This is a genomic window from Pseudomonas sp. TE3644, from assembly GCF_056278815.1.
This window is the reverse complement of the sequence record NZ_JBWBQF010000001.1, coordinates 3,600,469-3,624,686: the sequence shown is the minus strand read 5'-3', so window position 1 is coordinate 3,624,686 and position 24,218 is coordinate 3,600,469. Positions and strand designations below refer to the sequence as shown.

General features: G+C 63.2%; 24 protein-coding genes. 15 read left to right on the top strand and 9 right to left on the bottom strand.

From position 1 onward, the window contains the following. Window positions 1-248: 248 nt before the first annotated feature. The 5 genes from ACZ9GA_RS15820 (at window position 249) to fabV (ending at window position 7,065) form a co-directional block, all read left to right on the top strand. Window positions 249-2,042: a DUF1302 domain-containing protein gene (locus ACZ9GA_RS15820; RefSeq protein ID WP_457361787.1), complete on the top strand. Its 1,794-nt coding sequence runs from the start codon at window positions 249-251 to the stop codon at window positions 2,040-2,042. A 19-nt stretch (window positions 2,043-2,061) separates the two neighbouring features. Further along, on the top strand, window positions 2,062-3,429 hold the full coding sequence (locus tag ACZ9GA_RS15815) for a DUF1329 domain-containing protein (protein ID WP_457363712.1): 1,368 nt from the start codon (window positions 2,062-2,064) through the stop codon (window positions 3,427-3,429). Between the two features lie 196 nt (window positions 3,430-3,625). Further along, a complete protein-coding gene (locus ACZ9GA_RS15810; RefSeq protein ID WP_457361788.1) occupies window positions 3,626-4,063 on the top strand; it encodes an NfeD family protein in 438 nt (145 codons plus the stop codon). A 31-nt stretch (window positions 4,064-4,094) separates the two neighbouring features. Continuing rightward, complete coding sequence (locus ACZ9GA_RS15805) at window positions 4,095-4,955, top strand: SPFH domain-containing protein (RefSeq protein ID WP_027980528.1); 861 nt, start codon at window positions 4,095-4,097, stop codon at window positions 4,953-4,955. A gap of 913 nt (window positions 4,956-5,868) precedes the next feature. Further along, window positions 5,869-7,065 (top strand): enoyl-ACP reductase FabV, encoded by a 1,197-nt coding sequence (fabV, locus tag ACZ9GA_RS15800; RefSeq protein WP_457361789.1) that lies wholly within the window; start codon window positions 5,869-5,871, stop codon window positions 7,063-7,065. 175 nt (window positions 7,066-7,240) lie between these two features. Here fabV and ACZ9GA_RS15795 read toward each other — a convergent pair whose 3' ends face one another. The 5 genes from ACZ9GA_RS15795 to ACZ9GA_RS15775 form a co-directional block, all read right to left on the bottom strand. Further along, window positions 7,241-7,672 carry a thiol-disulfide oxidoreductase DCC family protein gene (locus tag ACZ9GA_RS15795; RefSeq protein WP_457361790.1) on the bottom strand — a complete coding sequence of 144 codons (432 nt, stop codon included), beginning with the start codon at window positions 7,670-7,672 and terminating at the stop codon, window positions 7,241-7,243. Between the two features lie 131 nt (window positions 7,673-7,803). Beyond that, the gene (locus ACZ9GA_RS15790) at window positions 7,804-9,447 is read right to left on the bottom strand and encodes an ArnT family glycosyltransferase (protein WP_457361791.1); all 1,644 of its coding nucleotides are present in this window, start codon (window positions 9,445-9,447) and stop codon (window positions 7,804-7,806) included. Between the two features lie 109 nt (window positions 9,448-9,556). Continuing rightward, window positions 9,557-10,156: a plasmid pRiA4b ORF-3 family protein gene (locus ACZ9GA_RS15785; protein ID WP_457361792.1), complete on the bottom strand. Its 600-nt coding sequence runs from the start codon at window positions 10,154-10,156 to the stop codon at window positions 9,557-9,559. A 63-nt stretch (window positions 10,157-10,219) separates the two neighbouring features. Further along, window positions 10,220-11,593, bottom strand: a complete 1,374-nt coding sequence (gene mdtD / locus ACZ9GA_RS15780) for a multidrug transporter subunit MdtD (protein WP_457361793.1) — start codon at window positions 11,591-11,593, stop codon at window positions 10,220-10,222. A gap of 571 nt (window positions 11,594-12,164) precedes the next feature. Continuing rightward, a complete protein-coding gene (locus ACZ9GA_RS15775; RefSeq protein WP_457361794.1) occupies window positions 12,165-12,974 on the bottom strand; it encodes a gamma-glutamyl-gamma-aminobutyrate hydrolase family protein in 810 nt (269 codons plus the stop codon). A 532-nt stretch (window positions 12,975-13,506) separates the two neighbouring features. Here ACZ9GA_RS15775 and ACZ9GA_RS15770 point away from each other — a divergent pair. The 3 genes from ACZ9GA_RS15770 (at window position 13,507) to ACZ9GA_RS15760 (ending at window position 16,564) form a co-directional block, all read left to right on the top strand. Then, window positions 13,507-14,724, top strand: a complete 1,218-nt coding sequence (locus ACZ9GA_RS15770; RefSeq protein WP_457361795.1) for a sugar transporter — start codon at window positions 13,507-13,509, stop codon at window positions 14,722-14,724. A gap of 75 nt (window positions 14,725-14,799) precedes the next feature. Then, the gene (locus ACZ9GA_RS15765; protein WP_027980534.1) at window positions 14,800-15,168 is read left to right on the top strand and encodes an SMI1/KNR4 family protein; all 369 of its coding nucleotides are present in this window, start codon (window positions 14,800-14,802) and stop codon (window positions 15,166-15,168) included. A gap of 109 nt (window positions 15,169-15,277) precedes the next feature. Beyond that, on the top strand, window positions 15,278-16,564 hold the full coding sequence (locus tag ACZ9GA_RS15760) for an MFS transporter (RefSeq protein WP_457361796.1): 1,287 nt from the start codon (window positions 15,278-15,280) through the stop codon (window positions 16,562-16,564). 121 nt (window positions 16,565-16,685) lie between these two features. On the opposite strand, the gene ACZ9GA_RS15755 is transcribed toward ACZ9GA_RS15760, so the two are convergent. Next, window positions 16,686-17,663: a zinc-binding dehydrogenase gene (locus ACZ9GA_RS15755; RefSeq protein WP_457361797.1), complete on the bottom strand. Its 978-nt coding sequence runs from the start codon at window positions 17,661-17,663 to the stop codon at window positions 16,686-16,688. Further along, window positions 17,656-18,279 carry a TetR/AcrR family transcriptional regulator gene (locus tag ACZ9GA_RS15750; RefSeq protein ID WP_457361798.1) on the bottom strand — a complete coding sequence of 208 codons (624 nt, stop codon included), beginning with the start codon at window positions 18,277-18,279 and terminating at the stop codon, window positions 17,656-17,658. Before ACZ9GA_RS15750 ends, ACZ9GA_RS15755 begins: the two co-directional genes overlap by 8 nt. 14 nt (window positions 18,280-18,293) lie before the next feature. Here ACZ9GA_RS15750 and ACZ9GA_RS15745 point away from each other — a divergent pair, with 14 nt between their 5' ends. The 4 genes from ACZ9GA_RS15745 to ACZ9GA_RS15730 all read left to right on the top strand — a co-directional run bounded on the left by ACZ9GA_RS15745 (window position 18,294) and on the right by ACZ9GA_RS15730 (window position 20,514). Next, a complete protein-coding gene (locus ACZ9GA_RS15745; protein ID WP_457361799.1) occupies window positions 18,294-18,431 on the top strand; it encodes a hypothetical protein in 138 nt (45 codons plus the stop codon). A gap of 317 nt (window positions 18,432-18,748) precedes the next feature. Beyond that, entirely contained in the window at window positions 18,749-19,030 is a 282-nt protein-coding gene (locus tag ACZ9GA_RS15740; protein WP_457361800.1) for a chorismate mutase, read from the top strand. A 112-nt stretch (window positions 19,031-19,142) separates the two neighbouring features. Next, the gene (locus tag ACZ9GA_RS15735; protein WP_457361801.1) at window positions 19,143-19,385 is read left to right on the top strand and encodes a FitA-like ribbon-helix-helix domain-containing protein; all 243 of its coding nucleotides are present in this window, start codon (window positions 19,143-19,145) and stop codon (window positions 19,383-19,385) included. A gap of 343 nt (window positions 19,386-19,728) precedes the next feature. Then, window positions 19,729-20,514 carry a sulfite exporter TauE/SafE family protein gene (locus ACZ9GA_RS15730; RefSeq protein ID WP_457361802.1) on the top strand — a complete coding sequence of 262 codons (786 nt, stop codon included), beginning with the start codon at window positions 19,729-19,731 and terminating at the stop codon, window positions 20,512-20,514. A 46-nt stretch (window positions 20,515-20,560) separates the two neighbouring features. On the opposite strand, the gene ACZ9GA_RS15725 is transcribed toward ACZ9GA_RS15730, so the two are convergent. Then, on the bottom strand, window positions 20,561-21,286 hold the full coding sequence (locus ACZ9GA_RS15725) for an MBL fold metallo-hydrolase (protein WP_457361803.1): 726 nt from the start codon (window positions 21,284-21,286) through the stop codon (window positions 20,561-20,563). A 141-nt stretch (window positions 21,287-21,427) separates the two neighbouring features. On the opposite strand from ACZ9GA_RS15725, the gene ACZ9GA_RS15720 reads away from it, so the two are divergent. Continuing rightward, window positions 21,428-22,318, top strand: coding sequence for a bestrophin family protein (locus ACZ9GA_RS15720; RefSeq protein WP_457363713.1), 891 nt, complete (start codon window positions 21,428-21,430; stop codon window positions 22,316-22,318). A gap of 106 nt (window positions 22,319-22,424) precedes the next feature. Here the strand turns inward: ACZ9GA_RS15720 and ACZ9GA_RS15715 are convergent, their stop codons facing one another. Further along, window positions 22,425-23,195 (bottom strand): transporter substrate-binding domain-containing protein, encoded by a 771-nt coding sequence (locus ACZ9GA_RS15715; protein ID WP_457361804.1) that lies wholly within the window; start codon window positions 23,193-23,195, stop codon window positions 22,425-22,427. Window positions 23,196-23,381: 186 nt separating this feature from the next. Here ACZ9GA_RS15715 and ACZ9GA_RS15710 point away from each other — a divergent pair, with 186 nt between their 5' ends. Together ACZ9GA_RS15710 and ACZ9GA_RS15705 are read left to right on the top strand one after the other, a co-directional pair. Continuing rightward, window positions 23,382-23,597, top strand: coding sequence for a hypothetical protein (locus ACZ9GA_RS15710; RefSeq protein ID WP_027980543.1), 216 nt, complete (start codon window positions 23,382-23,384; stop codon window positions 23,595-23,597). A 97-nt stretch (window positions 23,598-23,694) separates the two neighbouring features. Further along, a complete protein-coding gene (locus tag ACZ9GA_RS15705; RefSeq protein ID WP_457361805.1) occupies window positions 23,695-24,105 on the top strand; it encodes an ACT domain-containing protein in 411 nt (136 codons plus the stop codon). Window positions 24,106-24,218: the final 113 nt, after the last annotated feature.

Sequence of the window (24,218 nt, the reverse complement as noted above, 5' to 3'; positions counted from 1 at the left end):
AATGGCGGTGCTGAAAGGATTAAACCCACCAAGCAACAATCGTACCCAGGCCCGGCGCCATGGGCCTGCTTGTGTGCTGGTCAATTTGACAGTATCGGATATGGCACATAGATTGTTGGCAGGTGTTTAACCAGTGACCGTTAAATCACCTTCCGCAACTTAAGCTTTCTTCACGGTATAAAAAAAGCAGACCGGGCGTTCGCGCGGGCGATGCAACAACAATGTGGGGATTCACCAAGGAGCGCCAAATGATAACAAAAATAAGGTTCGCGGGTTTTTCATCGACCATTGTGGCGGTGGTGGCGGGGTGCGCCGTCAGCTTTGAAGCCCAGGCGGTGAACTTCAATATCGGCGAAATCGAGGGGCAATTCGATTCATCCCTGTCGATTGGGGCCAGTTGGAGTACCCAGAGCCCTTCGCAAAAACTCATCGGCTCGGCCAACGGCGGGCACGGGTTTACTCAAACCAACGATGACGGACGCTTGAACTTCAAGAAAGGTGAGACGTTCTCCAAGATTTTCAAAGGCATACATGACCTGGAATTGAAGTACAATAATTTTGGCGTTTTTACCCGCGCCAAATATTGGTATGACTTCGAACTTCAGGATGAAAGCCGGGAATTCAAGGACATCAGTAACGACCACCGCCAGGAAGCGGCCAAGTCTTCCGGCGTCGAGTTGCTCGATGCCTTTGCTTATTACAATTATCAGGTTGCCGACAAACCGGGCAGTGTGCGGTTGGGCAAGCAGGTGGTCAGTTGGGGGGAAAGTACCTTCATCGGCAACTCCATCAACTCCATCAACCCTATTGACGTGTCAGCTTTCCGCCGCCCGGGTGCCGAAATCAAGGAAGGCCTGATTCCGGTCAACATGCTGTACGTGTCCCAGGGCATCACCGACAAGCTGTCCGCCGAGGCGTTCTACCAACTGGGCTGGGACAACACCATCCTGGACAACTGCGGCACCTTCTTCTCGTCCACCGACGTGGCCGCCAAGGGCTGCCGCAACAACTACACCGTGCTTGACGCCAACACCGTCAACGCCCTCAACCAGCCTGGTACCAAGGCCGCCTTGGCCTCGCTGGGGGTCAACGTGACGCCCGAGGGTTTGATCGTGCCGCGTGGCTCCGACAACGACGCCCGCGATTCGGGCCAGTGGGGCCTGGCCCTGCGCTGGCTGGGTGACGACACCGAGTACGGCGCCTACGTGATGAACTATCACAGCCGCACCCCGTACGTGAGCGTGAAAAACGCCAACGCCGCCGACATCCGCCGCGCCCTGACCACCCCGGCGCTGGCGCAGCCGATTCTGCTGGGGCGCGGCAGTTATTTCCTCGAATACCCCGAGGACATTCGACTGTACGGCCTGAGCTTCGCCACCACCTTGCCCACCGGCACCGCGTGGAGCGGCGAGATCAGCTACCGGCCCAACATGCCGCTGCAACTGAACACCACCGACGTGACCACCTTGCTCGCCAGCACCGTTGCCACTGCTGCGGCCACCGGTGGCGGGGCAGCCGCGCTGGCTCAGGCCAACCAGGTCAGCAACGGCTATGTGCGCAAGCCGGTCACCCAGGTGCAGACTACCTTTACCCACTTCTTCGACCAGGTGATGGGGGCCCAGCGTCTGACGCTGGTGGGCGAATTCGGCATGGACCATGTGTCCGGGGTCAGCGACATTGCCGGCAACCGCTTTGGCCGCGACGCCGTGTTCGGGCTGCCGGAAAACGCCGCCGCCGATGCCGAGTACGGTTCGGGCGGCTTCTACACCACCACCTCCTGGGGCTACCGCGCCCGCGCCATCTGGGACTACGCCAACGCCATCGCCGGCATCAACCTCAAGCCCAACGTGGCCTGGTCCCATGACGTGCACGGCTACGGCCCGGTGTTCAACCAGGGCGTGAAGGCCGTCAGCCTGGGGCTGGATGCCGACTACCAGAACACCTACACCGCCAGCCTCAACTACACCAACTTCTTTGGTGGCGATTACAACACCGTGGCCGACCGCGACTTCGTCGCCCTCAGCTTCGGCGTGAACTTCTAAGGTGGGGAACCTCATGATGATTGGCAAGCAGGCAATGCAATGCGCAGCCCTGGCCCTGAGCCTGGTGGCGGCGAACGTGATGGCGGCGGTCAGCGCCGATCAGGTGGCCAAGCTGGGTACCAGCCTGACCCCGCTGGGCGCCGAGAAGGCCGGCAACAAGGACGGCAGCATCCCGGCCTGGGACGGCGGCTTGAAAACCAACGCCGCGCCTATCACGGCCAACGGTTTTCTCGGTGACCCCTATGCCGGTGAAAAACCGCTGTTCACCATTACCTCCAAGAACCTGGACCAGTACCAGGACAAACTGTCCGCCGGCCAGATCGCCCTGTTCAAGCGCTACCCCGATACCTTCGTGATACCGGTGTACGTGACCCACCGCAGCGTGGCGGTGCCGCCCAACGTCGAAGCCGCGGCCAAGCTCAGCGCGGCCAAGGTCAGCCTGGTGGCGGACGGCAACGGCCTGGAGAACTTCGACCAAAGCCGCTTCTACGCCTTCCCCATTCCGCAGAATGGCCTGGAGGTGATCTGGAACCACATCACCCGTTACCGCGGTGGCAACCTGAGCCGGGTGTATACCCAGGCGGCGCCGCAGGCCAATGGCTCGTACAACATTGTGCAGTTGCGTGACCAGGTGGGTTTCCCCGACCAGATGCCGGGCATCGACCCTGCCGAAGCGCAGAACGCCCTGCTGTACTTCAAGCAGGAAGTGACCGCGCCGGCGCGCCTGGCCGGTGACGTGCTGCTGGTGCACGACTCGCTGAACCAGATCAAGCAGCCGCGTGAAGCCTGGGTCTACAGCGCCGGCCAGCGCCGCGTGCGTCGCGCCCCGCAAGTGGCCTACGACGGCCCGGGCACGGCCTCGGACGGCATGCGCACCTCGGATAACTTCGACATGTTCAACGGCGCGCCGGACCGCTATGACTGGAAATTGATCGGCAAGAAGGAGCTGTACATCCCGTACAACAACTTCCGCCTGGCGCTGCCGTCGGTCAAATACGCCGACATCCTCAAAGCCGGCCATACCGACCAGACCCTGGCGCGTTACGAGCTGCACCGCGTGTGGGTGGTGGAAGCGACCCTCAAGCCCAGCGCGCGCAACATCTATGGCAAGCGCACCTTCTACGTGGATGAGGACAGCTGGAACATTGCCATGTCCGACCTGTATGACGGCCGTGGCCAACTGTGGCGCGTGGGCCAGGCGATGCTGATGCCTTACTACCACCGCCAGGTGCAGGCTGAAGCGTTTGAAGGGCTGTATGACCTGCTGGGTGGCCGCTACATCGTCACTGGCATGAGCAACGAAGAGCGCAACTTCGTGCAGTTCGACCTGAAAATGACCCCGGCGGACTACACCCCCAACGCCCTGCGCAGCGCGGGTACCCGCTAACCCACGCCTCCTGTAGCAGCTGCCGAAGGCGGCGTCACATACAGCGCTGTCTATCTGATTTGCGCAGCGCTTGTGACGCGGCCTGGCGGCCGCTGCTACAGGAGGCATCCTGTTACATCCTCCCCTCGATTCCATGTGGCCATCTCTGGCACACTCCGGCTTGCATTTCCTCCCCGATACATTCAAGCGAGCCGACATGGATTTTGACTGGCAAATCTGGATCGCCCTGGCCGTGGCCTTGGCGGTGCTGGAGATTTTCACCGCAACCTTTTTCATCCTCTGGTTCGCCGTCGGCGCCGCCGTGATCGGCGTGCTGGCGCTCGTCGCCCCCGGTTTCACCCTGGCCACGCAAATCGTCGGCTGGGTGGTGCTGTCCTCGCTCATCGCCTTGGTGTGGCTGCTGTTTTTCCGCAAGCGCAACCCCGAAAGCCGCTGGAGCGTGGACGAGGTACTGGGCGAAGTCGGCCTGCTGACGGTCGCCGTGGCGCCGTTCCAGAAAGGCCGCGTGCGCTTCCAGAAACCCATCCTTGGCGCCGAGGAGTGGGCTTGCGTGGCCGACGAAACCATCAGCGCCGGTACCCGCGTGCGCCTGCTCAAGGTGGAAGGCGCCACCGTGCGCGTCACCGTCGCCTGAATTCCCTGCTACTCACTCTCAAGGACCGACCATGCTTTTCAGCAGCCTGCTTATCCCGTTATTGCTCACCGCCTTTGCCCTGGTCACCCTGGCCAAGGGCGTGCGCATCGTGCCCCAGGGCGAGGAGTGGATTGTGGAGCGCCTGGGGCGTTACCACACCACGCTCAAACCGGGCCTCAATTTCGTCATCCCGTACATGGACCGGGTGCAGTACAACCTGCCGACCAAGGACATCATCCTTGACATTCAGCAACAGGAGATCATCACCAAGGACAACGCCATCATCGTCGCCAACGCCTTGTGCTTCCTCAAGGTGATCGACCCGCAGAAGGCCGCTTATGGCGTGCAGGACTACCAATACGCAGTGTCGAGCCTGACCATGACCGCGCTGCGCGCCATCATCGGCACCCTGGATTTGGACGAAGCGCTGTCCAGCCGCGAAGCCATCAAGGCCAAGCTGGCCGAGGCCATGAGCACCCAGACCGATGACTGGGGTATTGCCGTGCGCTCGGTGGAGATCCAGGACATCAAGCCGTCGGCGTCGATGCAAGGCGCCATGGAGCGCCAGGCCGCTGCGGAGCGTGAACGTAAAGCGGCGGTGACCCGCGCCGAGGGTGAGCGTCAGGCCGCTGTGCTGGCGGCGACTGCCCGCGAAGAGGCGGCGACCAAGGATGCTGCGGCCACGGTGAAACTGGCCGAGGCGTCGGCGACGTCTATCGTCAAGATCAAGCAGGCGATTGGTGACGATATGGTGCCGGCGATGTATCTGTTGGGGGAGCGCTACATTGACGCCATGCAGTCGTTGGCGGCCAGTGATAATGCCAAGATTGTGGTGTTGCCGGCCGATCTGCAGGAGACGGTGAGGGGGTTGATGGGCAAGAAGAGCGCGTAAGCGCAGTACGCAGACGTCCAGGCGCCGCGAGCTGCTTTTGCTTCCGTGAGGCCTTTGATCTTGATTGTATGCCCCGTTAGAGCCCAGGGCCGACCGGAGACGTCGATCAAGCGGCCTTCAGCGTAGCTGAAGGAGACGGAACCGGAGGCGCTTCTATTCCGGGCCGTCGTCCGCTTGATCGACGTCGGAGGGAGGGGACCCGGAGCGAAGCGTAGGGACCGGGCTCGGGGCGAGCGTTTTTTGGTTACTTTTTTTGGCGTTTGAAAAAAAGTGACCCGCCGTAAGGGCGGAAAGGTGACTGCGCATCACCCTAGATAATGGATATGCTCACGGTTCTCGAAGCGCGCTTTTTCGTTTGCGGGCATATCCATTGCTGCGGGTGGTGCCACTGGCGGTTCCGCCCTTACGGCGGGTCACTTTTGGCAGTCGCCCCAAAAGTAACCAAAAGGTCTCGGCCCCAGCTTGGCCCCTACGCTGCGCTTCGGGTCCCCTCCTTCCGGCGTCGCCCACGCGGCTAAACGGCACCCGCTATAGAAGCGGGCGGGCTGCCGTTTCCTCCGGCTGCGCCGAAGGGCCCTGCGGGCAGCCGCGTGGGCAACGCCTCCAGTCGGGCCTAAGCTTAACGGGGCCAAGATCAAGATCAAGATCAAAAGCAAGATCAAAAGCAAGATCAAAAGCAAGATCAAGAGCAAGATCAAAAGCCACAGCAACGGCAAGATCAAAAGCCAAAGCCCGGCGTCAGTGGGCGGGTACGATGTTTTTCGAAAATGCGTTTACAATGCGCGCACGCTCTATTTCTCATCTCAATGGCCATTCGCCGTGACGCGCAGGCGTTACGCGCGTCTATGACATATCCACGTCACGTTGTTTGCGCAATGTTGGCCCAAAGCACACCGCATAGGGAGCTCTATACATGATCATCAAACCACGCGTTCGCGGCTTCGTCTGCGTCACTACCCATCCGGTAGGCTGCGAAGCGAACGTCAAGGAACAGATCGACTACGTGAAGCAGCACGGTGCGATCACCGACGGTCCCAAGAATGTGCTGGTACTGGGCGCCTCCACCGGCTACGGCCTGGCCGCACGCATCAGCGCTGCCTTCGGCTGCGGCGCCAAGACCCTGGGCGTGTTCTTCGAGCGCGAAGGCGACGAGAAAAAGGCAGGCACCGCCGGCTGGTACAACACCGCCGCGTTCCACAAATTTGCCGAGGCCGAAGGCCTGTACGCCAAGAGCATCAACGGCGACGCCTTCTCTGACGAAATCAAGCGTCAGACCATCGAAGCCATCAAGCAAGACCTGGGCAAGATCGACCTGGTGGTCTACAGCCTGGCCGCCCCGCGCCGCCTGCACCCCAAAACCGGCGAACTGCTGAGCTCCACCCTCAAGCCGCTGGGCAAGTCGGTCACCCAACGTGGTGTGAACACCGACAAGGGCACCGTCGAAGAAACCACCCTCGAGCCGGCCAGCCAGGCCGAAATCGACGGCACCGTGGCCGTGATGGGCGGTGAAGACTGGCAGATGTGGATGGATGCGCTGCAGGAAGCCGGTGTACTGGCCGAAGGCGCCAAGACCACCGCGTTCACCTACCTGGGCGAGAAGCTGACCCACGACATCTACTGGAACGGTTCGATCGGCGAAGCCAAGAAGGACCTGGACAAGAAAGTCCTGACCATCCGCGACAACCTGGCCCCGCTGGGCGGCGACGCGCGCGTGTCGGTGCTCAAGGCCGTGGTCACCCAGGCAAGCTCGGCTATCCCGATCATGCCGCTGTACCTGGCGCTGCTGTTCAAGGTGATGAAAGAGCAGGGCACCCACGAAGGCTGCATCGAGCAGGTCTACGGCCTGTTCAAGGACAGCCTGTACAACGCCCAGCCGATCCTGGACGCCGACGGCCGCCTGCGCGCCGACTACAAGGAACTGGCCCCTGAGGTCCAGGCCAAGGTCGAAGCGCTGTGGAACGAAGTGACCACCGAGAACCTGAGCGAGCTGACCGATTTCGCGGGCTACAAGCACGAATTCCTGCGCCTGTTCGGTTTCGAAATCGCCGGTGTCGACTACGACGCCGACGTCAGCCCCAAGGTTGATATCCCGAACCTGATCCAGGGTTGATGCATAAAAAAAACGGGGCGCACACAGCGCCCCGTTTTTTTATGTGCATTGCGACACCGGTAGCCGCTGCCGTCAGGCTGCGCTGGCCCTGAGCCCCGCTGGAAATCTCCAGGGTTCACCCCGGCCAGCGCAGCCTGGCGGTAGCGGCTACAAGGCCGCGTCCCAGGCGGGCCACTCACCCATCGGCCTTGAGAAAGCGCCGCAGATGATCAGGCGTTGGCACCAGGCATACGTCGTAACGACCAAACAGCCGGTAGCGGTTGAGCGCAATGCGGTCGTAAGCCCAGTCGCGAACAAAGCGCGGCACGATCCTGAACACCTTCAGCCATGGCCACGGCGCGGGCAGGTGGCCCATCACTTTGAAAAAGGCATCAGAGCGGTAATACGTCCGTTGGTCTTCAATCACCGCCATGGTGTCGAACTGATCCAGCGGCAGCCCGGCCCAAGCCAGCAGCGCCTGGCCTTCGGGCGACTGCACGGCGGCCAGGCGCACGCGATGGGCGTGGTCGTGGCGGATCAGAAACTTCGCCCAGCCGTTGCACAGCTTGCACACGCCGTCGAACAGCACCACGCATTCACCGGGGTTGAGAAAGGGGGCGGGGGACATGGGCGTACTCGCGCAGTGACAGTGCCGCCATTGTAGCCGCTGCCGCCAGGCTGCGCTGGCCCCTTTGGACACTTGGGATATTCAGTGTTCATCAGGGCCAGCGCAGCCTGCGGCAGCGGCTACGTTGAGGGTCAGGGGGCCTTGAACACCAGTAACGCATTGCCGTTCAGGTGGCCACTGTAGACCGGCTCCTGGCCTTGCAACGCAGTGCCGTCCAACAGGTTGCGCTCGCTGCGGGCGACGATGACCCACGCCGGGTGCGGCAGGCTGGCAAGGGGGGCAAGGTCGGACTGGCCAATGAACAGCGGTTCGGGCACTTCGTCGTGGCTCAGGTTCATCATGTAGCGGATGGCCCAGGTGTCTCGGCCCAGGTTGACGAACACCAGCCTGCCAGGGGCATCGGCGCGCAGCGCTTCAACCTGGCTGACGAAGGCTTGGGTGTCGAACTGGCGGTCCTGCTCAGGTTCCACCATTTGCACCAACAACCACCACTGCGCAGCCAGGGCTGTCAGGCTCAGCAGCACCAGACGCCGTGCGCGCTGGGCGCTGCCGCACCACGCCCACAGTGCGGCCATCTGCAGCAGCACCAGCACGCCCACCAGCAGGAACAGCGACGCATCCGGCCAGTAGTCGTGCTTGTGCCACAGGTGATGGCAGACAAACACGATGACGATGCCCAGCGCCGGCAGTACCGCCACCAGCCACAGGTAGGCCTTGGCCACCCGGGCCAGCCAGCCTTGGGCATTGAGCAGGCCATAGGCAGCGACGGCGGCGAACATCGGCACCATCGGCAACACGTAATAGGCGCGCTTGAAGTGCGGCACCGACAACCCCAGCAAAATCATCAGGCCGCAGGCGCCCAGGCGGATGGTCAGCTGCACGTCGGCGTGCTGCCCGCGAACCTTCCAGCGGTGGCGCAGGGCAATCAGCGTGGCCAGGGCCAGCGGCACCACGGGGAAGTAGCGGTACAGGCTGAGCTGGAAATAGAAGAAGAACGGCTTGCCGCTTTCGTCCAGGCGTCCGCCCACCTGCATGTTGCGCACGTCCTGGGCGAAGCTGTCGCCGCCCGCGATGTGGGCGAGACGCATCAGTAGCCACCAGCCGCCGGCCAACAGCAGCAAGCCCGCTACGCCGTAGCCCAGCACCCGTTTGATGCGTAACAGTGACTGCTCACGGGTAGTGGCCACGCCCAGCGCCCAATAGGTGCAGGCCACCCCGCACACTTCCACCAGGCCCAGCGGCCCACGGATGGCGAAGCCCAGGGCAAACAGAGGCAACACCGACCAGCGCAGCCGCCGCGAGCCCAGCTGCTCACTGCGGTGCAGCAGGTAGAACGCTGCCAGGCACAGCAGTGAGCTCATCTGGTCCAGGCACACCGACCGCGATTTCTCCAGCCACTGGGTGGTCAGTGCAGTCAACAGCACCGCCAGCATTGCCCAGGCCCGGCTCGACGGCGCCAGCAGGCGATACAGCAATGCCAGCACGCCGGCTGAGGCGACGGCGGTGGGCAGCACGTTGGCCAGGTGGTTGGGCGCACCGAACAGCTGCGCGCACAGGTAGCTCAGAAACGTGGCCGTGCCCGGATAGTCGGCGTACGGCCGGCCGTAGGTGGTGGGGAACAGGCTGGGCCCGTGGCGGAACATCTCCTGCAGGAACAGCGCCCAGCGATCGTCGAAGCCTTGGGGCTGCTCATTCCAGATGCCCAGGGTGAACAGTGCGAGGGCAACGGCAAAGACAAGCAGGGCCTGAAGCCTGATTCGGGTGGCGTGTTCCATCTTCTATCCATCGGTCGACCAAGTGCCGGCGATGCTAGCCAGTTCCCTTTACGCAGTTGTGAAAGGAGCGTTGAAGCCCGCTCGTGGTTCGATGAAAGTGTTTTCTCGTTCAGCTTCTGTTCAACTCCTGCTGCCCCCAGGCGTGGCGCAGGCGCTTGAGGCGCCGGTTGACGCGCTCTATGTCCCAGGCTTGCGGGTCGAACGGCTGACCGTGCCAGTCCAGCAGGGTCTCGTGATCGGCATGCTGCGGGTCGGCCATGGCTTCGACGAACTGGCTGTAGGCGCCGGCGCCGCCCACATCTTCAGGCGGCCCGGCGTTGGCACCTGCCAGGCACCAGGGCAGCGCGGGCAGGGCAGGGCTGGGCAGTTGCGCGGCGACGCTGATGTGGTGCTCCCAGGCGTCGCCAAAGTCGTAGACGTAATTGAAATGGGTCGCGTTGCCCAGCGCCTCGGCCAGGGTGTGACCGGTCTCGTCCTGGCGCACGGGGTCATCGTCGCCGTCCTGGCCGGGCGGGCCATAGTGGCGGTTGTGGAGGTGGAATTCATGCAGGTGCAGATCGTGCCAGCCCAGGGCGGCCTGCAGGACTTCGTGCAACTGCGCCAGGGTGATGCTGGCTGGCACCACCACGTCCCGCCAGATGGGGGGCTCGATGTCGGCCAGTTCGATGTGCAGACGCAGCAAGGGGCGCGAAGCGCTGGAATGGGGCATGGACGGCGACCCTCGTGAGGCTGGCGGGTCGCTTGAGTCTAATCGATAAAAATGCCCCACCCCCTACCTCGAGGGTGCCAGCCGTCGCTCGGTTTCCAGGGCGCGGAAAATCACCCCCGAGGCCAGGGTAAACAGGCCCACCACGATAAACGCCCAGCGATACGCCAGCGCCGCCTCGCCGGCCGTGGCCGACAGCAGGTTGACCACGCCACCACCAATGATCACCCCCAGGCCGATGGCCAGGATCTGCACCATGGAGAACAGGCTGTTGCCGCTGCCGGCGTCGCGCGGGCCCAGGCCCTTGAGGGTGACGCTGTTCATGGCGGCGAATTGCATGGAGTTGCTGGCGCCGAACAGGGCGATCTGGAATATCTCCAGCGCCAGCGGCCAGCCGGGCGAGATCATGCCGAAGGAGGCGATGCTGGCGCCCACCAGCACTGTGTTCACCAGCAGGAACCGGTTGTAGCCGAAGCGCTGCACCAGCGGCACTACCCAGCGCTTGGAGAGGATGCCGCCCACGGCGGCCGGTAGCAGCATCAGGCCTGAATGCAGTGGCGAGTAGCCCAGCTGCAGTTGCATCAGCAGGGGCAGCAGGAACGGCACCGCGCCGGAGCCGATGCGGCACAGCAAATTGCCGATCAGGCCGACGCTGAAATTGCGCTGGCCGAACAGCTTCAGTGAGAACAGCGGGTTCTGCCGCCGCCGCGCGTGGGGGATGTAGCACAGCGCGGCGATCAGGGCGATGCCGAACAGCGCGGCGCTGAGCAGACCCTGATGGTTTTCGCCCGGCACGTCCAGCGCCAGGGAGAAGCAGGCCATGCACAACGACAGCAAACCACAGCCCAGGAAATCGAAGGGCGGCGGTTGCTGCAGCGCGTCGTCGGTCAGGAAGCGTCGCACCGCGATCATGCCGATCACGCCGATGGGGATATTGATCAGGAAAATCCAGTTCCAGGCCATGCTCTGGGCGATCCAGCCACCCAGCACCGGGCCGATCAGCGGCCCTACCTGGCCGGCCACCGACACCATCGCCAGCGCCGCGATGTACTGCTCGCCGGTGACGCTGCGCAGCACCGCCAGGCGGCCGATGGGCAGCAGCATCGAGCCGCCGATGCCTTGCACCACGCGCGCGGTCACCAGTTCCGGCAGGCTCTGCGAGGCGGCGCACAGCACCGAACCGATGACGAACAGCAGAATTGCGAGGAAGTAGATACGCCGCGTACCGAAGCGGTCCGCCAGCCAACCCGACGCTGGCGTCAGCATGGCCATGGTCAGCGAATAGGCCACCACCACCGGCAGCATGTCCAGCGGCTGCTCGCCCAGGTCGCGGGCCATGGAAGGCAGGGCGGTGTTGACGATGGTGGTGTCCAGCGTCTGCATGAAGAAACCCGAGGCCACGATCCATAGCAGCGCGGCGTTTCTTGAGGCGGCGGGCATGATGAGCTTCCTATCTATTTGGGCCTATCATGCGTCTGCGAGGGGCAACACACAAGGCGGCCCACTGCAAATCTGGTGTCGAACAAACAAAGGCGTACCAGGTGATGCCACTGGCATAACTGGCCCGAAGCAGATGTGGGACCGACGGGGCAGGCCATCCTGGGAACCTCGGGAAGCGCCGCGCGGGCGGCGCACGGTCTGAAGACCGCCACAAAAGCGCAAGACATGCACCTCCAACCACCACCACGATCCCGTAGCCGCTGCCGCCAGGCTGCGCTGGCCCTATGCCTCGCTGGAGATATTGAGGGTGCACACCGGCCAGCGCAGCCTGGCGGCAGCGGCTACGGGATCGCGGTGTGGCGCAAAGGTGCATGTCGATGTTTTTTTAGTGTTCATGAGACCGCGCGCCGCCCGCGCGGCGCTTCCCGGCCAGAGGCCGGTCCTACATTTGTTTCGGGCCAGTTTTGTCTGGGGGATTACCTGGTCCGTTTTTGTTTTTTCGGCTTGAGAGGTGTGTGGCAAAAAAAAAGCCCGGCGCAGGGCCGGGCTGGGAGGAAAGCATGATCGTGGTTCAGGCCGCGCTACCGTACGCGCCTGCCTTCTTCTGCACCTGCCGGCGGCACGCCTGGCCGAAGGCTTCGAAGATTTTTACCGAATCAGGGTTCTGCGCCGCCTGCCATTCCGGGTGCCATTGCACCGCGAACAGGAACGGTGACAGGGTTGGGCCGTGGATGGCTTCGACCAGGCCGTCTTCGGCGCGGGCGATGGCTTCCAGGCCCTTGCCCAGGGTTTTCAGGCCCTGGCCGTGCAGCGAGTTGACGCGGATCGAGTCGCTGCCCAACAGGGTGCGCAGCCAGGTGTTGGCCGCCAGCTGTACGCTGTGGGCCGGTGCGTATTGCACGTCCACCGGGTCTTCGCTGTTTTCGCGGTGGTCGTTGAAGCCAGGCTCGGCATAGACCTTCTGGTACATGTCGCCGCCCAGCGCCACGTTGATTTCCTGCATGCCGCGGCAGATGCCGAAGATCGGCAGGCCACGGGCAATGGCGGCGCGCACCAGCGGCAGGTCGAACAGGTCGCGGTCGCGGTCCTGGGCCTTGCCGGGGGTCTGGTTGTCCTGGCCGTACAGCGCCGGGTCGATGTTGCTGCCAGCCCCGGTCAGGTACACGCCATCGGCCATGTCCAGGTACTGTTCAAGGTCGTCGGTGCCACAGCAGGTGGGCACCAGCACGGGCACGCAGCCGGCGTGGTCGACCAGGGGCTGGATGTATTTGTGGGTCATGACCTGGTAGGCGTGCCCTTTGCGTTCCTGGGCACCCATGGACATAAGGACGACGGGTTTGCGGAATTGTTGTTTTTTATTGCCAATGTTGCTGTTGGACATATATCACCTTGGGACAGGCACAGCCTATCGTTTCTGTGCAGGCGCGGCCCGATCGGGCGGGTGCTACCTGAGGTTCCGAGCACTGCCGGCCGTGTGACAAGGGGTCCACGCCGGTCGGTAACCTGAGTGCTAGCTTGCCAGAGCCGTTTATTATGTCAAACACTTGTCGGCATTCTTTGTGCAAAATATTTTTCGATGTCGGCGTGAAAGTCCCTTGTTTTTTGGCCTTCAGGCAAAATGGGCGTTGAGTGTTTCGAATATTTAAAGGCGGGAAGCGCCAGGGTGTTCAGGATAATGGAAGGGGCGCCCGTCATCCGTTCCGCCCGTCAGCGCACGCTCTACCACAAGCCCTGCCAGTTGTAGGGGATTGTGCCGGGGCGTAGAATGGCGCCCATCAGGCTTCGCCTCCCCATACCCATAATAATCCGACTGAACGCTCTGCCCGGGCACTCACTCCCCGGGCAGGGCGTTTTTGCGTGGATTTTCCGGGGCAGGGCAGGCCTTTATCTCCAAGAGGCAATGACTGCATCCCATGAACATCACCGATACCCGCAATGGCAGCTGGCTCAGCGTGATCGCCCTGGCACTGGCTGCCTTTATCTTCAACACCACCGAATTTGTGCCGGTGGGGTTGCTCAGCGCCATCGGCGGCAGCTTTGACATGACCACCGCCCAGGTCGGCCTGATGCTGACCGTTTATGCCTGGGTGGTGTCGCTGATGTCGCTGCCGATGATGCTGCTGACGCGTAATATCGAGCGGCGCAAGTTGCTGATGTTCGTGTTCGCCATGTTCGTCGCCAGCCACGTGCTGTCGGGTATGGCGCCCAGCTTTGCGGTGCTGCTGGTCAGCCGCGTGGGCATCGCCGTGGCCCACGCCGTGTTCTGGTCGGTGACCGCCTCGCTGGCCGTGCGCGTGGCGCCGGCCGGCAAGCAGGTGCAGGCGCTGGGCCTGCTGGCCACCGGTACCTCGCTGGCGATGGTATTGGGTATCCCGCTGGGTCGCGTGGTGGGTGAGTGGCTGGGCTGGCGCATGACCTTCATGGCCATCGCCGGCGTGGCCGCTGTCACCGTGGTGATCCTGGCGCGTTCGCTGCCGCTGTTGCCCAGCCAGAACTCCGGTTCGCTGCAGAGCCTGCCGATCATCTTCAAACGCCCGGCGCTGATGTCGCTGTACCTGCTGACTGCCGTGGTGGTAACCGCGCAGTTCACCGCCTACAGCTACATCGAGCCGTTCGCCAAGAGCGTGGCGCACCTGAGCGGCGAAATGACCACGGTGCTGTTGCTGCTGTTCGGCGGCGCCGGTGTCATCGGCTCCATCGTCTTCAGCCTGTTGAACAACCGCTTCCCGCGCGGCCTGCTGATCGCGGCCATCGGCCTGCTGTCGGTTTGCCTGGCGTTGTTGCTGCCCCTGGCTGGGTATGCGGCAGGGCTTGGCAGCATGAGCGTGGTGTGGGGCATGTCGATCATGTGCTTCGGCCTGATCCTGCAGGCCAAGGTACTGTCGTTGGCGCCCGACGCCACCGACGTGGCCATGGCGCTGTTTTCCGGCATCTACAACGTCGGCATCGGCGGCGGCGCGCTGCTGGGCAGCGTGGTCAGCAGCCACCTGGGCGTGTCCCAGGTGGGCGTGGTCGGCGGCATGCTGGCCCTGGCCGGGCTGGTGTGGTGCGGCGTCATCACCCACCGCTACGGCCTGCCCAAGGCGGCCGTGCCCCTCAACCACGTTCACGAACAACCGCGCGAGGCCTGAGCCTCGCGGATTCCCCCCAAGGGGGCATCCGTGCTTAAGTGTCCTTGTGCCAACGGCGTTCAAGGACACTAGCCTATGCGTCACGACCCTTTTCGTATCCCCACCGATGCCGAGATCGATGCCGCCGAGCAACGTCTGGGCATGGACTTTCCCCCGGCCTATCGGGCCTTTCTCAAGGGCGGCAGTGACGTCGCCAACGCCGCTTTCGAACCTGCCGTCGTGCTGCCCGGCTCGGCCGACCATGACCTGATCGACATCGCCAACACGGCCTGGAAGCACCAGGGCGTGCCCCGCGACCTGCTGCCGTTCATCGAAGACGATGGCGATTATTTCTGCGTCAACGCCCGTGGCCAGGTGCTGTACTGGTCACGGCAGGGGCCGCCGCAGCCGCGCTGGTCCAGCTTTAAGGTGTGGCATGAACAGGTGTGCCTGGCTGCTGATTAAGCCCTGCGGGTGCTTGCCGGCTGGAACGACATGTTGTAAAACGGTGGCCATATAAAGGTTGTTCATCATCTATTGTTGCCTGGCAACGCGCACCCTGCAAGGAACCGCCATGCTTTCCACCTTCGTCGCCAGCCGCCTGGCCACCCGCAACGTCCACTACGGCTGGGTAGTCGCGGCCGTTACCTTCCTGACCATGCTGGTGATGGCCGGCGCCATGGGTGCACCGGGCGTGTTCATTGTGCCGCTGGAGCGCGAGTTTGGCTGGAGCAGCGCGCAGATATCCTCGGCGCTGGCGGTGCGTTTCGCCCTGTTCGGGCTGATGGGGCCGTTTGCGGCAGCCTTCATGAACTACTTCGGCCTGCGCCGGGTGGTGCTGGTGGCGCTGGCAGTGGTGCTGGGCGGGCTGATTGGCTCGATGTTCATGACCCAGTTCTGGCAATTGGTGCTGTTGTGGGGCGTGGTGATCGGCCTGGGCACCGGCCTGACCGCCATGGTGCTGGGCGCCACGGTGGCCACGCGCTGGTTCAGCCAGCGGCGGGGGTTGGTGGTGGGGCTGTTGTCAGCCAGCACGGCCACCGGGCAACTGGTGTTCATGCCCTTGCTGGCCTCGCTCACCGAGCATCATGGCTGGCGGGTGGGGCTGTCGTTCATCTGCTGCGCCATGGCTGTGGCGGCCGTAGCGGTGGTGATGCTGCTGCGTGATCGCCCCGCGGACATGGCCTTGCCGCCTTATGGCGAAGCGGCGATCGCGCCTGCGCCTGCGGGCGCGTCCAGTTTGCTGGCGATGCTCATCAGCCCGTGGAAAGTGCTGCGTGACGTCAGCGGCAGTTGGACGTTCTGGGTGCTGTTCATGACCTTTTTCGTCTGTGGGGCCAGTACCAATGGGCTGGTGCAGACGCACTTCATCAGCCTGTGTGGTGACTATGGGCTGCTGGCGACCAGTGCGGCGGGGATTCTGGCGATGATGGGCATCTTCGACTTCTTCGGTACCGTGGGGTCGGGGTGGCTGTCGGACCGGTTCGACAATCGTTGGTTGTTGTTCTGGTACTACGGCTTGCGTGGGGTGGCGCTGATGATGCTGCCGTTTACCGACTTTACCGTGTGGGGGTTGTCGCTGTTTGCGGTGTTGTATGGGCTTGACTGGATCGCCACCGTGCCGCCGACGGTCAAGCTGGTGGCGCAGACCTTTGGCAGTGAGCGGGCCAATATCGTGTTTGGCTGGGTGTTTGCGGGGCACCAGTTGGGGGCGGCGTTTGCGGCGTATGGCGCGGGGCTGACCAAGACCTTGCTGGCCAGCTACGTGCCGGCGTTTTTCATGGCGGGGATGTTGTGCGTGCTGGCGTCGTTGATTGCGTTGTCGATTCCGGTGATGCGCAAGCGCATGTCGACGGTTTGATTGGGTGTGCTGGGCATCAGTAAGACCGCGTCGCCCTTATCGCGGCCAAGGCCGGCTCCTACGCCGTCCGTGGTAGGAGCCGGCCTTGGCCGCGATAAGGGCGACGCGGTCTTGCGTCGGGTCAAGGACGCAACAGGATCTTACCCTTGCGCCCCGGCTGCAAACTGGCCGCAGCAGCCTGAGCGGCGTCGGCCAGGTCGAACACGGCTTCCACCGGCAGCTTCAATTCGCCACTGGCCGCCAGGCGCAACAGCTCGCCGATCAGGCGGCGCTTCTCATCCACCGACAGCGACGCACCCACGGTGCTGCCCCAGAACCCTTTCACGGTGGCCTGCTTGAAAATCAGGTCGCCGGACGAGATCTGCATCGGTTCGCCCGTCATCGACCCGAACGATACCAGCAGACCGTTTTCCCCCAGCAGGGCCAGCAAGTCACCGGCAGCCGTGCCACCCACCGAGTCAATCGCTGCACGGATCGGCGCTTCGCCAGCAATGGCGCGCACCTTGTCCTGCCAGCCTTCCTGTGCGGTAGACACGGCGTTGTCGATGCCCAGCTCAGCCAGCTCCGCCACACCCTGGTCGCGACGCACCAGGTTGATGGTGTTCACGCCACGGGCTGCCGCCAGCATGGCCAGGGTCTTGCCCACCGCGCCGTTGGCGGTGTTCTGCAGCACGAAGTCGCCAGGCTGTACCTGCAGGTACTCCAGCAGCATCAGCGCGCTGAGCGGCATGGCGATCAGTTGCGCCGCCGCTTCGTCGGCGATCACGTCGGGCAGTGGCACCAGCAGCTTGGCCGGGGCGATGAAGTACTCGGCCCAGGTACCGTGCACTGCCGCGACCGCAAAGCGCTGGCCCAGGGCAACGCCTTCCACGCCTTCGCCCAGGGCATCGATCACGCCCACCGCTTCGCTGCCGCCAATGGCGGGCAGGGTGGGCTTGTAGCCGTACTGGCCGCGGATGGTCCACAGGTCATGGTTGTGGATGGGGGCCAGCAGGGTTTTGACCCGCACCTGGCCGGGGCCCGGCTCGGGCAGGGGGCTGTCGGCCAGGCAAAGTACTTGGGCAGGGTCACCGAAATCAGGGTGCAGGGCGCTACGCATGTGAATCTCCTTGTTGTGGGGAACGGTGGTCGCAGGCCAGCAGCGCGCCGGTGGCGGCCAGGGCCTGGTGCAGCGGGGTCTTGTCACGGCCAAGCTTGGCCAGCAGGGCAGCGCCCAGCCACATCTGGTACAGCACCTGGGCCAGGGCGCGGGCCTCGGCGCCGGGCGGCAGCGAGCCGTCCACGCGGGCGTCGCTAATCAGCATGGCCAGGCGGGCCACCAGCGCGTTGACGCCGGCGTCCAGCACCTGGCGCATGTCTTCGGACAGGTCGGCCACCTCGGCCGCCAGTTTCACCACCAGGCAGTCCTCGGCCCAGCCGTCGTCATCGGCCAGCCACGCCTGCCAATAGCGCATCAGCCGCTCGCGGCCGGTGCCGGTGCCTTCGGCCAGCAAGGCATTGAGACGCTGGCCGTACTGGCTTACGTACTGCTGCAACAGGGCGCAGCCGAAGGCTTCCTTGGAGGCGAAGTAGTGATAAAAGGAGCCTTTGGGCACACCACAGGCCTTGAGAATTTCAAGCAACCCGACGCCCACGAATCCCTTGCGCAGCACCAATTGCTGGCCGGTGTCGAGGATGTGCTGGCGGGTGGCTTCAGCTTTCTTGGTCAATTTCATGGAGGGTATTATGCATGAAACAGACCGGTCGTCTAGTGATCGCCGTGATGGACGTGAACCATCCGGTACGTTATCGTCGCGCCCCTATTTTTTGCACCTACAAGGCTGGCGACGCCTATCCCATAGGCCATGGCACGTTGCAACAAATGTAGGAGCTGCCGTGAGGCGGCGATGCGCCGCGCGGGCGGCGCTCGATCTCAAGGGCGCTGGAAAAACCAAGGCATGCACCTTTCAACCTCGATGCGGTTTCACGACAGGCGCATCGGGTTTTCTTCGAAGGTTCCGGCTGGGAGCTTGCATCAGGGCCATCGAGCGCTAGCCGAAGTTGTTTTCGCGCCCATGAGATCGAGCGCCGCCCGCGCGGCGCGACGCAGCCTTACGGCAGCTGCTACATTTGTTGCACCGTGCCATGGCCTGATGGATAGGCGTCGCCAGTCTTGTGTCGCCGCGCCGCCTACAGGAAATAAACATGCAAGACCCGCAACTCAACACCCTTCGCGCTGAAATCGACACCCTGGACGAGGCGCTGATCCAACTGCTGGCGCAGCGTTTTGTCGCGACTGAAAAAGTAGGCCTGCTCAAGGCCGCCCAGCAACTCGACGCCGTGGACCCGGCCCGCGAAGCGCGACAGGCCGAGCGTTACGCGGCCTTGGCACAGCAGCACGGCTTGAGCGTGGACCTGGTGCAGCGCCTGTTTCGGGTGGTGATCGACGAGGTGGTGGCCAACCACCGCGCGTTGCGTCACCAATAGGTCTTGCAGCAGCGGACGCCAGGCCGCCACAGTCTGGTGGCTTTGATTGTAGAAAGTGGGGGTCACCCCTTCTGTAACTGCGTCGAGATCATTGATTACACTGGGAGGGGCCATGGCCAGCATCACCATCCGCAACATTGACGACAGCCTCAAGGCGTTGTTGCGCATTGAGGCAGCCAACAACAACCGCTCCATGGAAGAGCAAGCGCGGGTTATTCTTCGTCGTGCGTTGGTCAAGGCGCCCGCCAGGGGCGGGCTGGGGAGCCGCATTCATTCACGGTTCGCCCAGGAAGGTGTTGACTTAGAGTTGTCTTCAAGAGCGGAGCCGCCTAGAGGCTCGGACCTTTTCGAGTGATCATCCTGAATACCGACATACTATCGGAGTTCATGCGGCCTGAACCTGATTCCGGCGTCCTGAAGTGGCTGGATGCCCAAGTTTGCGCTGTGCATAAGGCCACCCTTGCGACTCGAAATACCAAGGACTTTCGGCATTTGCCGATTGAACTGCTCAATCCCTGGGAGCTATAGGCAGGCCGCCTAGGGGCGTGAGGTTCAGATTCAAGCCAGCGCAGCCTGTCGGCAGCGGCTACAAACTGTTCACGCGAACGGTTATAACCATAGTCAATAACGTTCTAAACACTCATAACATTAAGAGCTATCCTGCGCGCCAGTTTTTGCGCGTGATTTAAGGCTCAGCAATGGATGTCGGTAATTTCGGTTTTGTACTCGCAGGGCTTATTGTCGGCTTTATCGTGGGGATGACGGGTGTCGGTGGCGGCTCGCTGATGACGCCGATCCTGTTGTGGTTCGGCATTAACCCGGCCACGGCCGTGGGTACCGACCTGTTGTACGCGGCCATCACCAAGTCGGGTGGGGTGCTGGTACACCGCAAGAACAAGAACATCGACTGGGGCGTGACCGGCTGGTTGACCCTGGGTAGCGTGCCGGCGGTGGCGCTGACGCTGTGGTTTCTGAAGAGCTTCGACACCAATCCCAAGGCGCTGAACGCGGTCATCACCCAAGCCTTGGGTTATGTGCTGCTGCTGACCTCGGCGGCGGTGTTGTTCAAGCACAAGCTGCTGGCCTTCGCCCACCGTCGCGGTGGCGACAAGTCGCTGTTCAGCGGGCGCCGACTGAACGTGCTGACGGTCATTACCGGCCTGGTGCTGGGCACCATGGTGGCGTTGACGTCCATTGGTGCCGGTGCGCTGGGCACGGTGGCGCTGTTCATCCTCTACCCATTGCTGCCGACCCGCCGGCTGGTGGGCACCGAGATTGCCCATGCCGTGCCGCTGACGCTGGTGGCGGGGCTGGGGCATGCCAGCATGGGCAACATGAACTGGGAGCTGTTGGGCTTCCTGTTGATGGGCTCGCTGCCGGGGATTTACTTGGGCAGCCAGCTGACCGGGCGTGTGCCTGATGCCGTGCTGCGGCCGTGCTTGGCGTTCATGCTGTTGTCGATCGGCTACAAGCTGGCGTTCTGATCCGGCCACCATCACCATCAACGTAGCCGCAGCCTCACGGCAGCGGCTACGGGTGTCCTGTCAGCCATTGATGGATCAGGTTGCTTAGCCGCTCCCCGCCGAAGCTCGGAAAATGCCCGCCATGCACCGTGCGCACGGGCAAGGTCAGCAACCGCTCAAGGCTGGTGCGGTAATCCTCCAGGTTCGAATGGTAGGCATCCTCGATCAGCGGCCCATCGTAAATGATGTCCCCTGAAAACAAGGTCCCCGTCGCCGCCTCCCACAGGCAGATGCCACCCGGCGAATGCCCCGGCGTGTGCAACACCTCCAGGCGGCGATCGCCCAGGTCCAGCACATCCCCCTCATCGATCAGCCGCGTGGCCGGCGCGGCCTCCACGCGGTATTCCTCATAGCACAGCGGGCAGCCGGGATGGGCCTCGAACATCTGATCGCCGATACACAGGTCCGCCAGGGTCGAGGCGTTGTCAGGGTTGGCCATGATGTCGGCTTCGGCCGGGTGCACCAGGCGCTCGTCGAACTCGTGGTGCCCGGCGATGTGGTCGAAATGGCTGTGGCTGGCCACCGCCAGCAGCGGCCGGTCGGTGAGCCAGGGCAGTTGCTGGCGCAGGCTGACCACGCCCGAACCGGTGTCCACCAGCGCATCGCGGTCGCGGCCGGTGATGTGCCACAGATTGCAGCGGTAGAAGGGCCGCACCCAGGGCTCGTGAATCAGCTTCACGCCGTCGGCTTTCTGTTGAACCTCAAACCACTGCTGGGGGGTGACGATGCGCATGCCTGGGGCCTCTGCAAGGGGCGAGGCACCAATCTAGGGCCGCCACGGTTAAGGTGCAACAACATGTGTATCTGGCGAACCTTGGCCGGGAACTGGCGTCCCACGGGTGTACCGATACTGCACGCCACCGAGGTTCACGGTTTGAAAGATGCCATCGTCAAGAAATACCGCCTGATCGTCAAAACCCTGGGCTACGTGGGCTGGGCGCTGTTCTGGCTGCTGATCTGGGACATTCTGGTCACGGTCGACTTCATGCTGTACCTCAACAGCAAGGTGACCTTGCCGCTGATGCCCCTGACCCTGCTGGGTTCGGCGCTTGTGGTGCTGATCAGCTTTCGCAACAGCAGTGCCTATAACCGTTGGTGGGAGGCGCGCACCTTGTGGGGCGCACTGGTGAACAGCTCACGCAGCTTCGCCCGCCAGGTGCTGACCTTGATCGACGATGAGAACGGCGATACCAACCCGGTCAAGGCCACGCTGCTGCGCCGCCACGTGGCGTATGTCAACGCCCTGGCCGCCGCGCTCAAGGGCAACCAGTGCCCGCCGGAGCTCAAGGCCTTTGTACGCGCCGACGAATTCGAGCGCAGCGCCAGTTCCAACAACTTCGCCAACGACATCCTCAACGGCTCGGCCAACTTGCTGGCCCGCGAATACAAGGCGGGGCGCCTGGACACCATCCGCCTGGCGCGGCTGGAGTCGACGCTGGTGGACCTGTCCAACAGCCAGGGCGGCCTGGAGCGGATCGGCAATACGCCGCTGCCGTACCCTTACGTGTACTTCCCGCGGCTGTTTATCTCGCTGTTCTGCCTGATCGTGCCGATCGGGCTGGTGGAGTCGCTGGAGTGGTACACGCCGCTGGCATCGACTGTGGTGGGCTTTATGCTGCTGGCGATCGAGCGGATTGGCACCGACCTGCAAAGCCCGTTCAAGCCCAGTGAACATCAGATCAAGATGGACACGATCTGCGAGACCATCGAAAAGAACCTGGAGTCGATGCAGCGCCAGGCGCAGCATGCCGAGTTGATTGACTAAGCCCTTGTAGCCGCTGCCGCCAGGCTGCGCTGGCCGGTGTTAACCCAGAAGATCTTCAGCCAGGCCTAGGGCCAGCGCAGCCTGGCGGCAGCGCCTACGGGCGATTTTACGGCGCGGGAACGGCAATCCACTGCGCCTGCGCCTGCTGATACGCCCCCGTGGCCTTGGCCAGATGCAGCCACTGGTCCACGTACATCTTCCAGCTCAAATCCCCTTGCGGCAGCAGATACGCCTTCTCCCCATACTGCATGTAGCGCTGCGGGTTCACCGCGCACAACCCCGGCTCCAGCTTCTGGTGGTACAGCGCCTCGGACGCATCGGTGATCATCACATCGGCGCGGTGCTGGCGCAGTTCATCGAAGATGGTCACATTGTCGTGCAGGCTCAACTGCGCCTTGGGCAGGTAGGCGTGCACGAATGCCTCGTTGGTGCCGCCGGCAGGCTCGATCACGCGCACCTCGGGGCGGTTGATCTGCGCCACCGTCTGGTACTTGGCCTGCTCGTCGCAGCGCACCAGCGGCACCTTGCCGTCCACGTCCAGGGTGCTGCTGAACCAGGCCTGCTTTTGCCGTGCCAGGGTCACCGAGATGCCGCCCACGGCGATGTCGCACTGGCCGGCGAGGAAGTCCGGCATCAGGGTTTTCCAAGTGGTGGGCAGCCACTGCACGCTGACGCCCAGGCTCTGGGCCAGGGATTGCACCAGGGTAATGTCGATGCCTTCGTAACTGCCGTCGGCCTTTTTCACGGTGTAGGGTTTGTAGTCGCCGGTGGTGCAGACGTTGAGGTGGCCGCGCTGCTGGACCAGGTCCAGGCGCGAGGGTGGGGCGTCGGCCAGGGCCAGGGTAGGCAGCAGGCAGAGCAGGTACGCACGCTTCATGAAGGGCTCTTTTATTGTGGGGCGATGAACGGATGAAATCACAGGCGCAGCGCCGCAGTCCACGGGTGTGACGCCAGCAAAGTCACCTGCCTGTTGATGCACATCACTTGACCGGCTAAATCGCTGAAATCAAACCGAAACATTGTTGTCCTACAGTCCACGCCGAGATTGACGAGGACTCAAGACGTGAACCGACCTGCAAGACACCTGCGCAAAACCCTGGACGCCGTGGCGGCCAACAACCAGTCGGCGGCGCTGGACGTGATGCGCGCCCTGGACCAACTGGGCGATGAAGTGCTGCGCCAGCGTTTGCTGGGCGTGATCCACCGTCTCAACCAGGACGCCGAAGAGCTGCGCCTGGCCCGTGATGAAGTGCAGGGCGACCAGTTCAAGCGCGCCTGAGCATCAGTTGCCCTAATGGGGCATGGGCAATAGTGCTTTGCCTTGCCCAGCCGATACGGGTCAAATCCTGCCATTAACCACGGCATGGACACACCCGATGAGCGGCGAAACCGATCTTTCCCTTCTGTTGAGCAGCATGTCGCCGCACTTGAACGACGGCGATTATGTGTTCTGCACCCTGGCGCCTGGCGCCATTCTGGATGACTGCGACGTGATCGGCAGCTTTCGCGAGCAGGAAGGCCTGACCGTGATCCTGGCGCGCGAGCGCGCGCAGGCCTTGGGCTTGAGCTATGACTACGTGGCGGCGTGGATCACCCTGCAGGTGCATTCTGCCTTGGAGGCCGTGGGCCTGACGGCGGCCTTTGCCACGGCGCTGGGGCAGGCGGGCATCAGCTGCAATGTGGTGGCCGGGTATTACCATGATCATCTGTTTGTGGCGCGTGAAGATGCGCAGCGGGCCATGGATGCGCTACGTCAGTTAGCGGACCCCTGTAGCAGCGGCCGCTAGGTCGCGTCACAGGCGCCGCGCAATGGGTGGCCCACCGCGTCGCCTGTGACGCCGCCTTCGGCAGCTACAAGATTGGCAGCGCTTCTGATATGTTATAAGGTAACATCTGTACA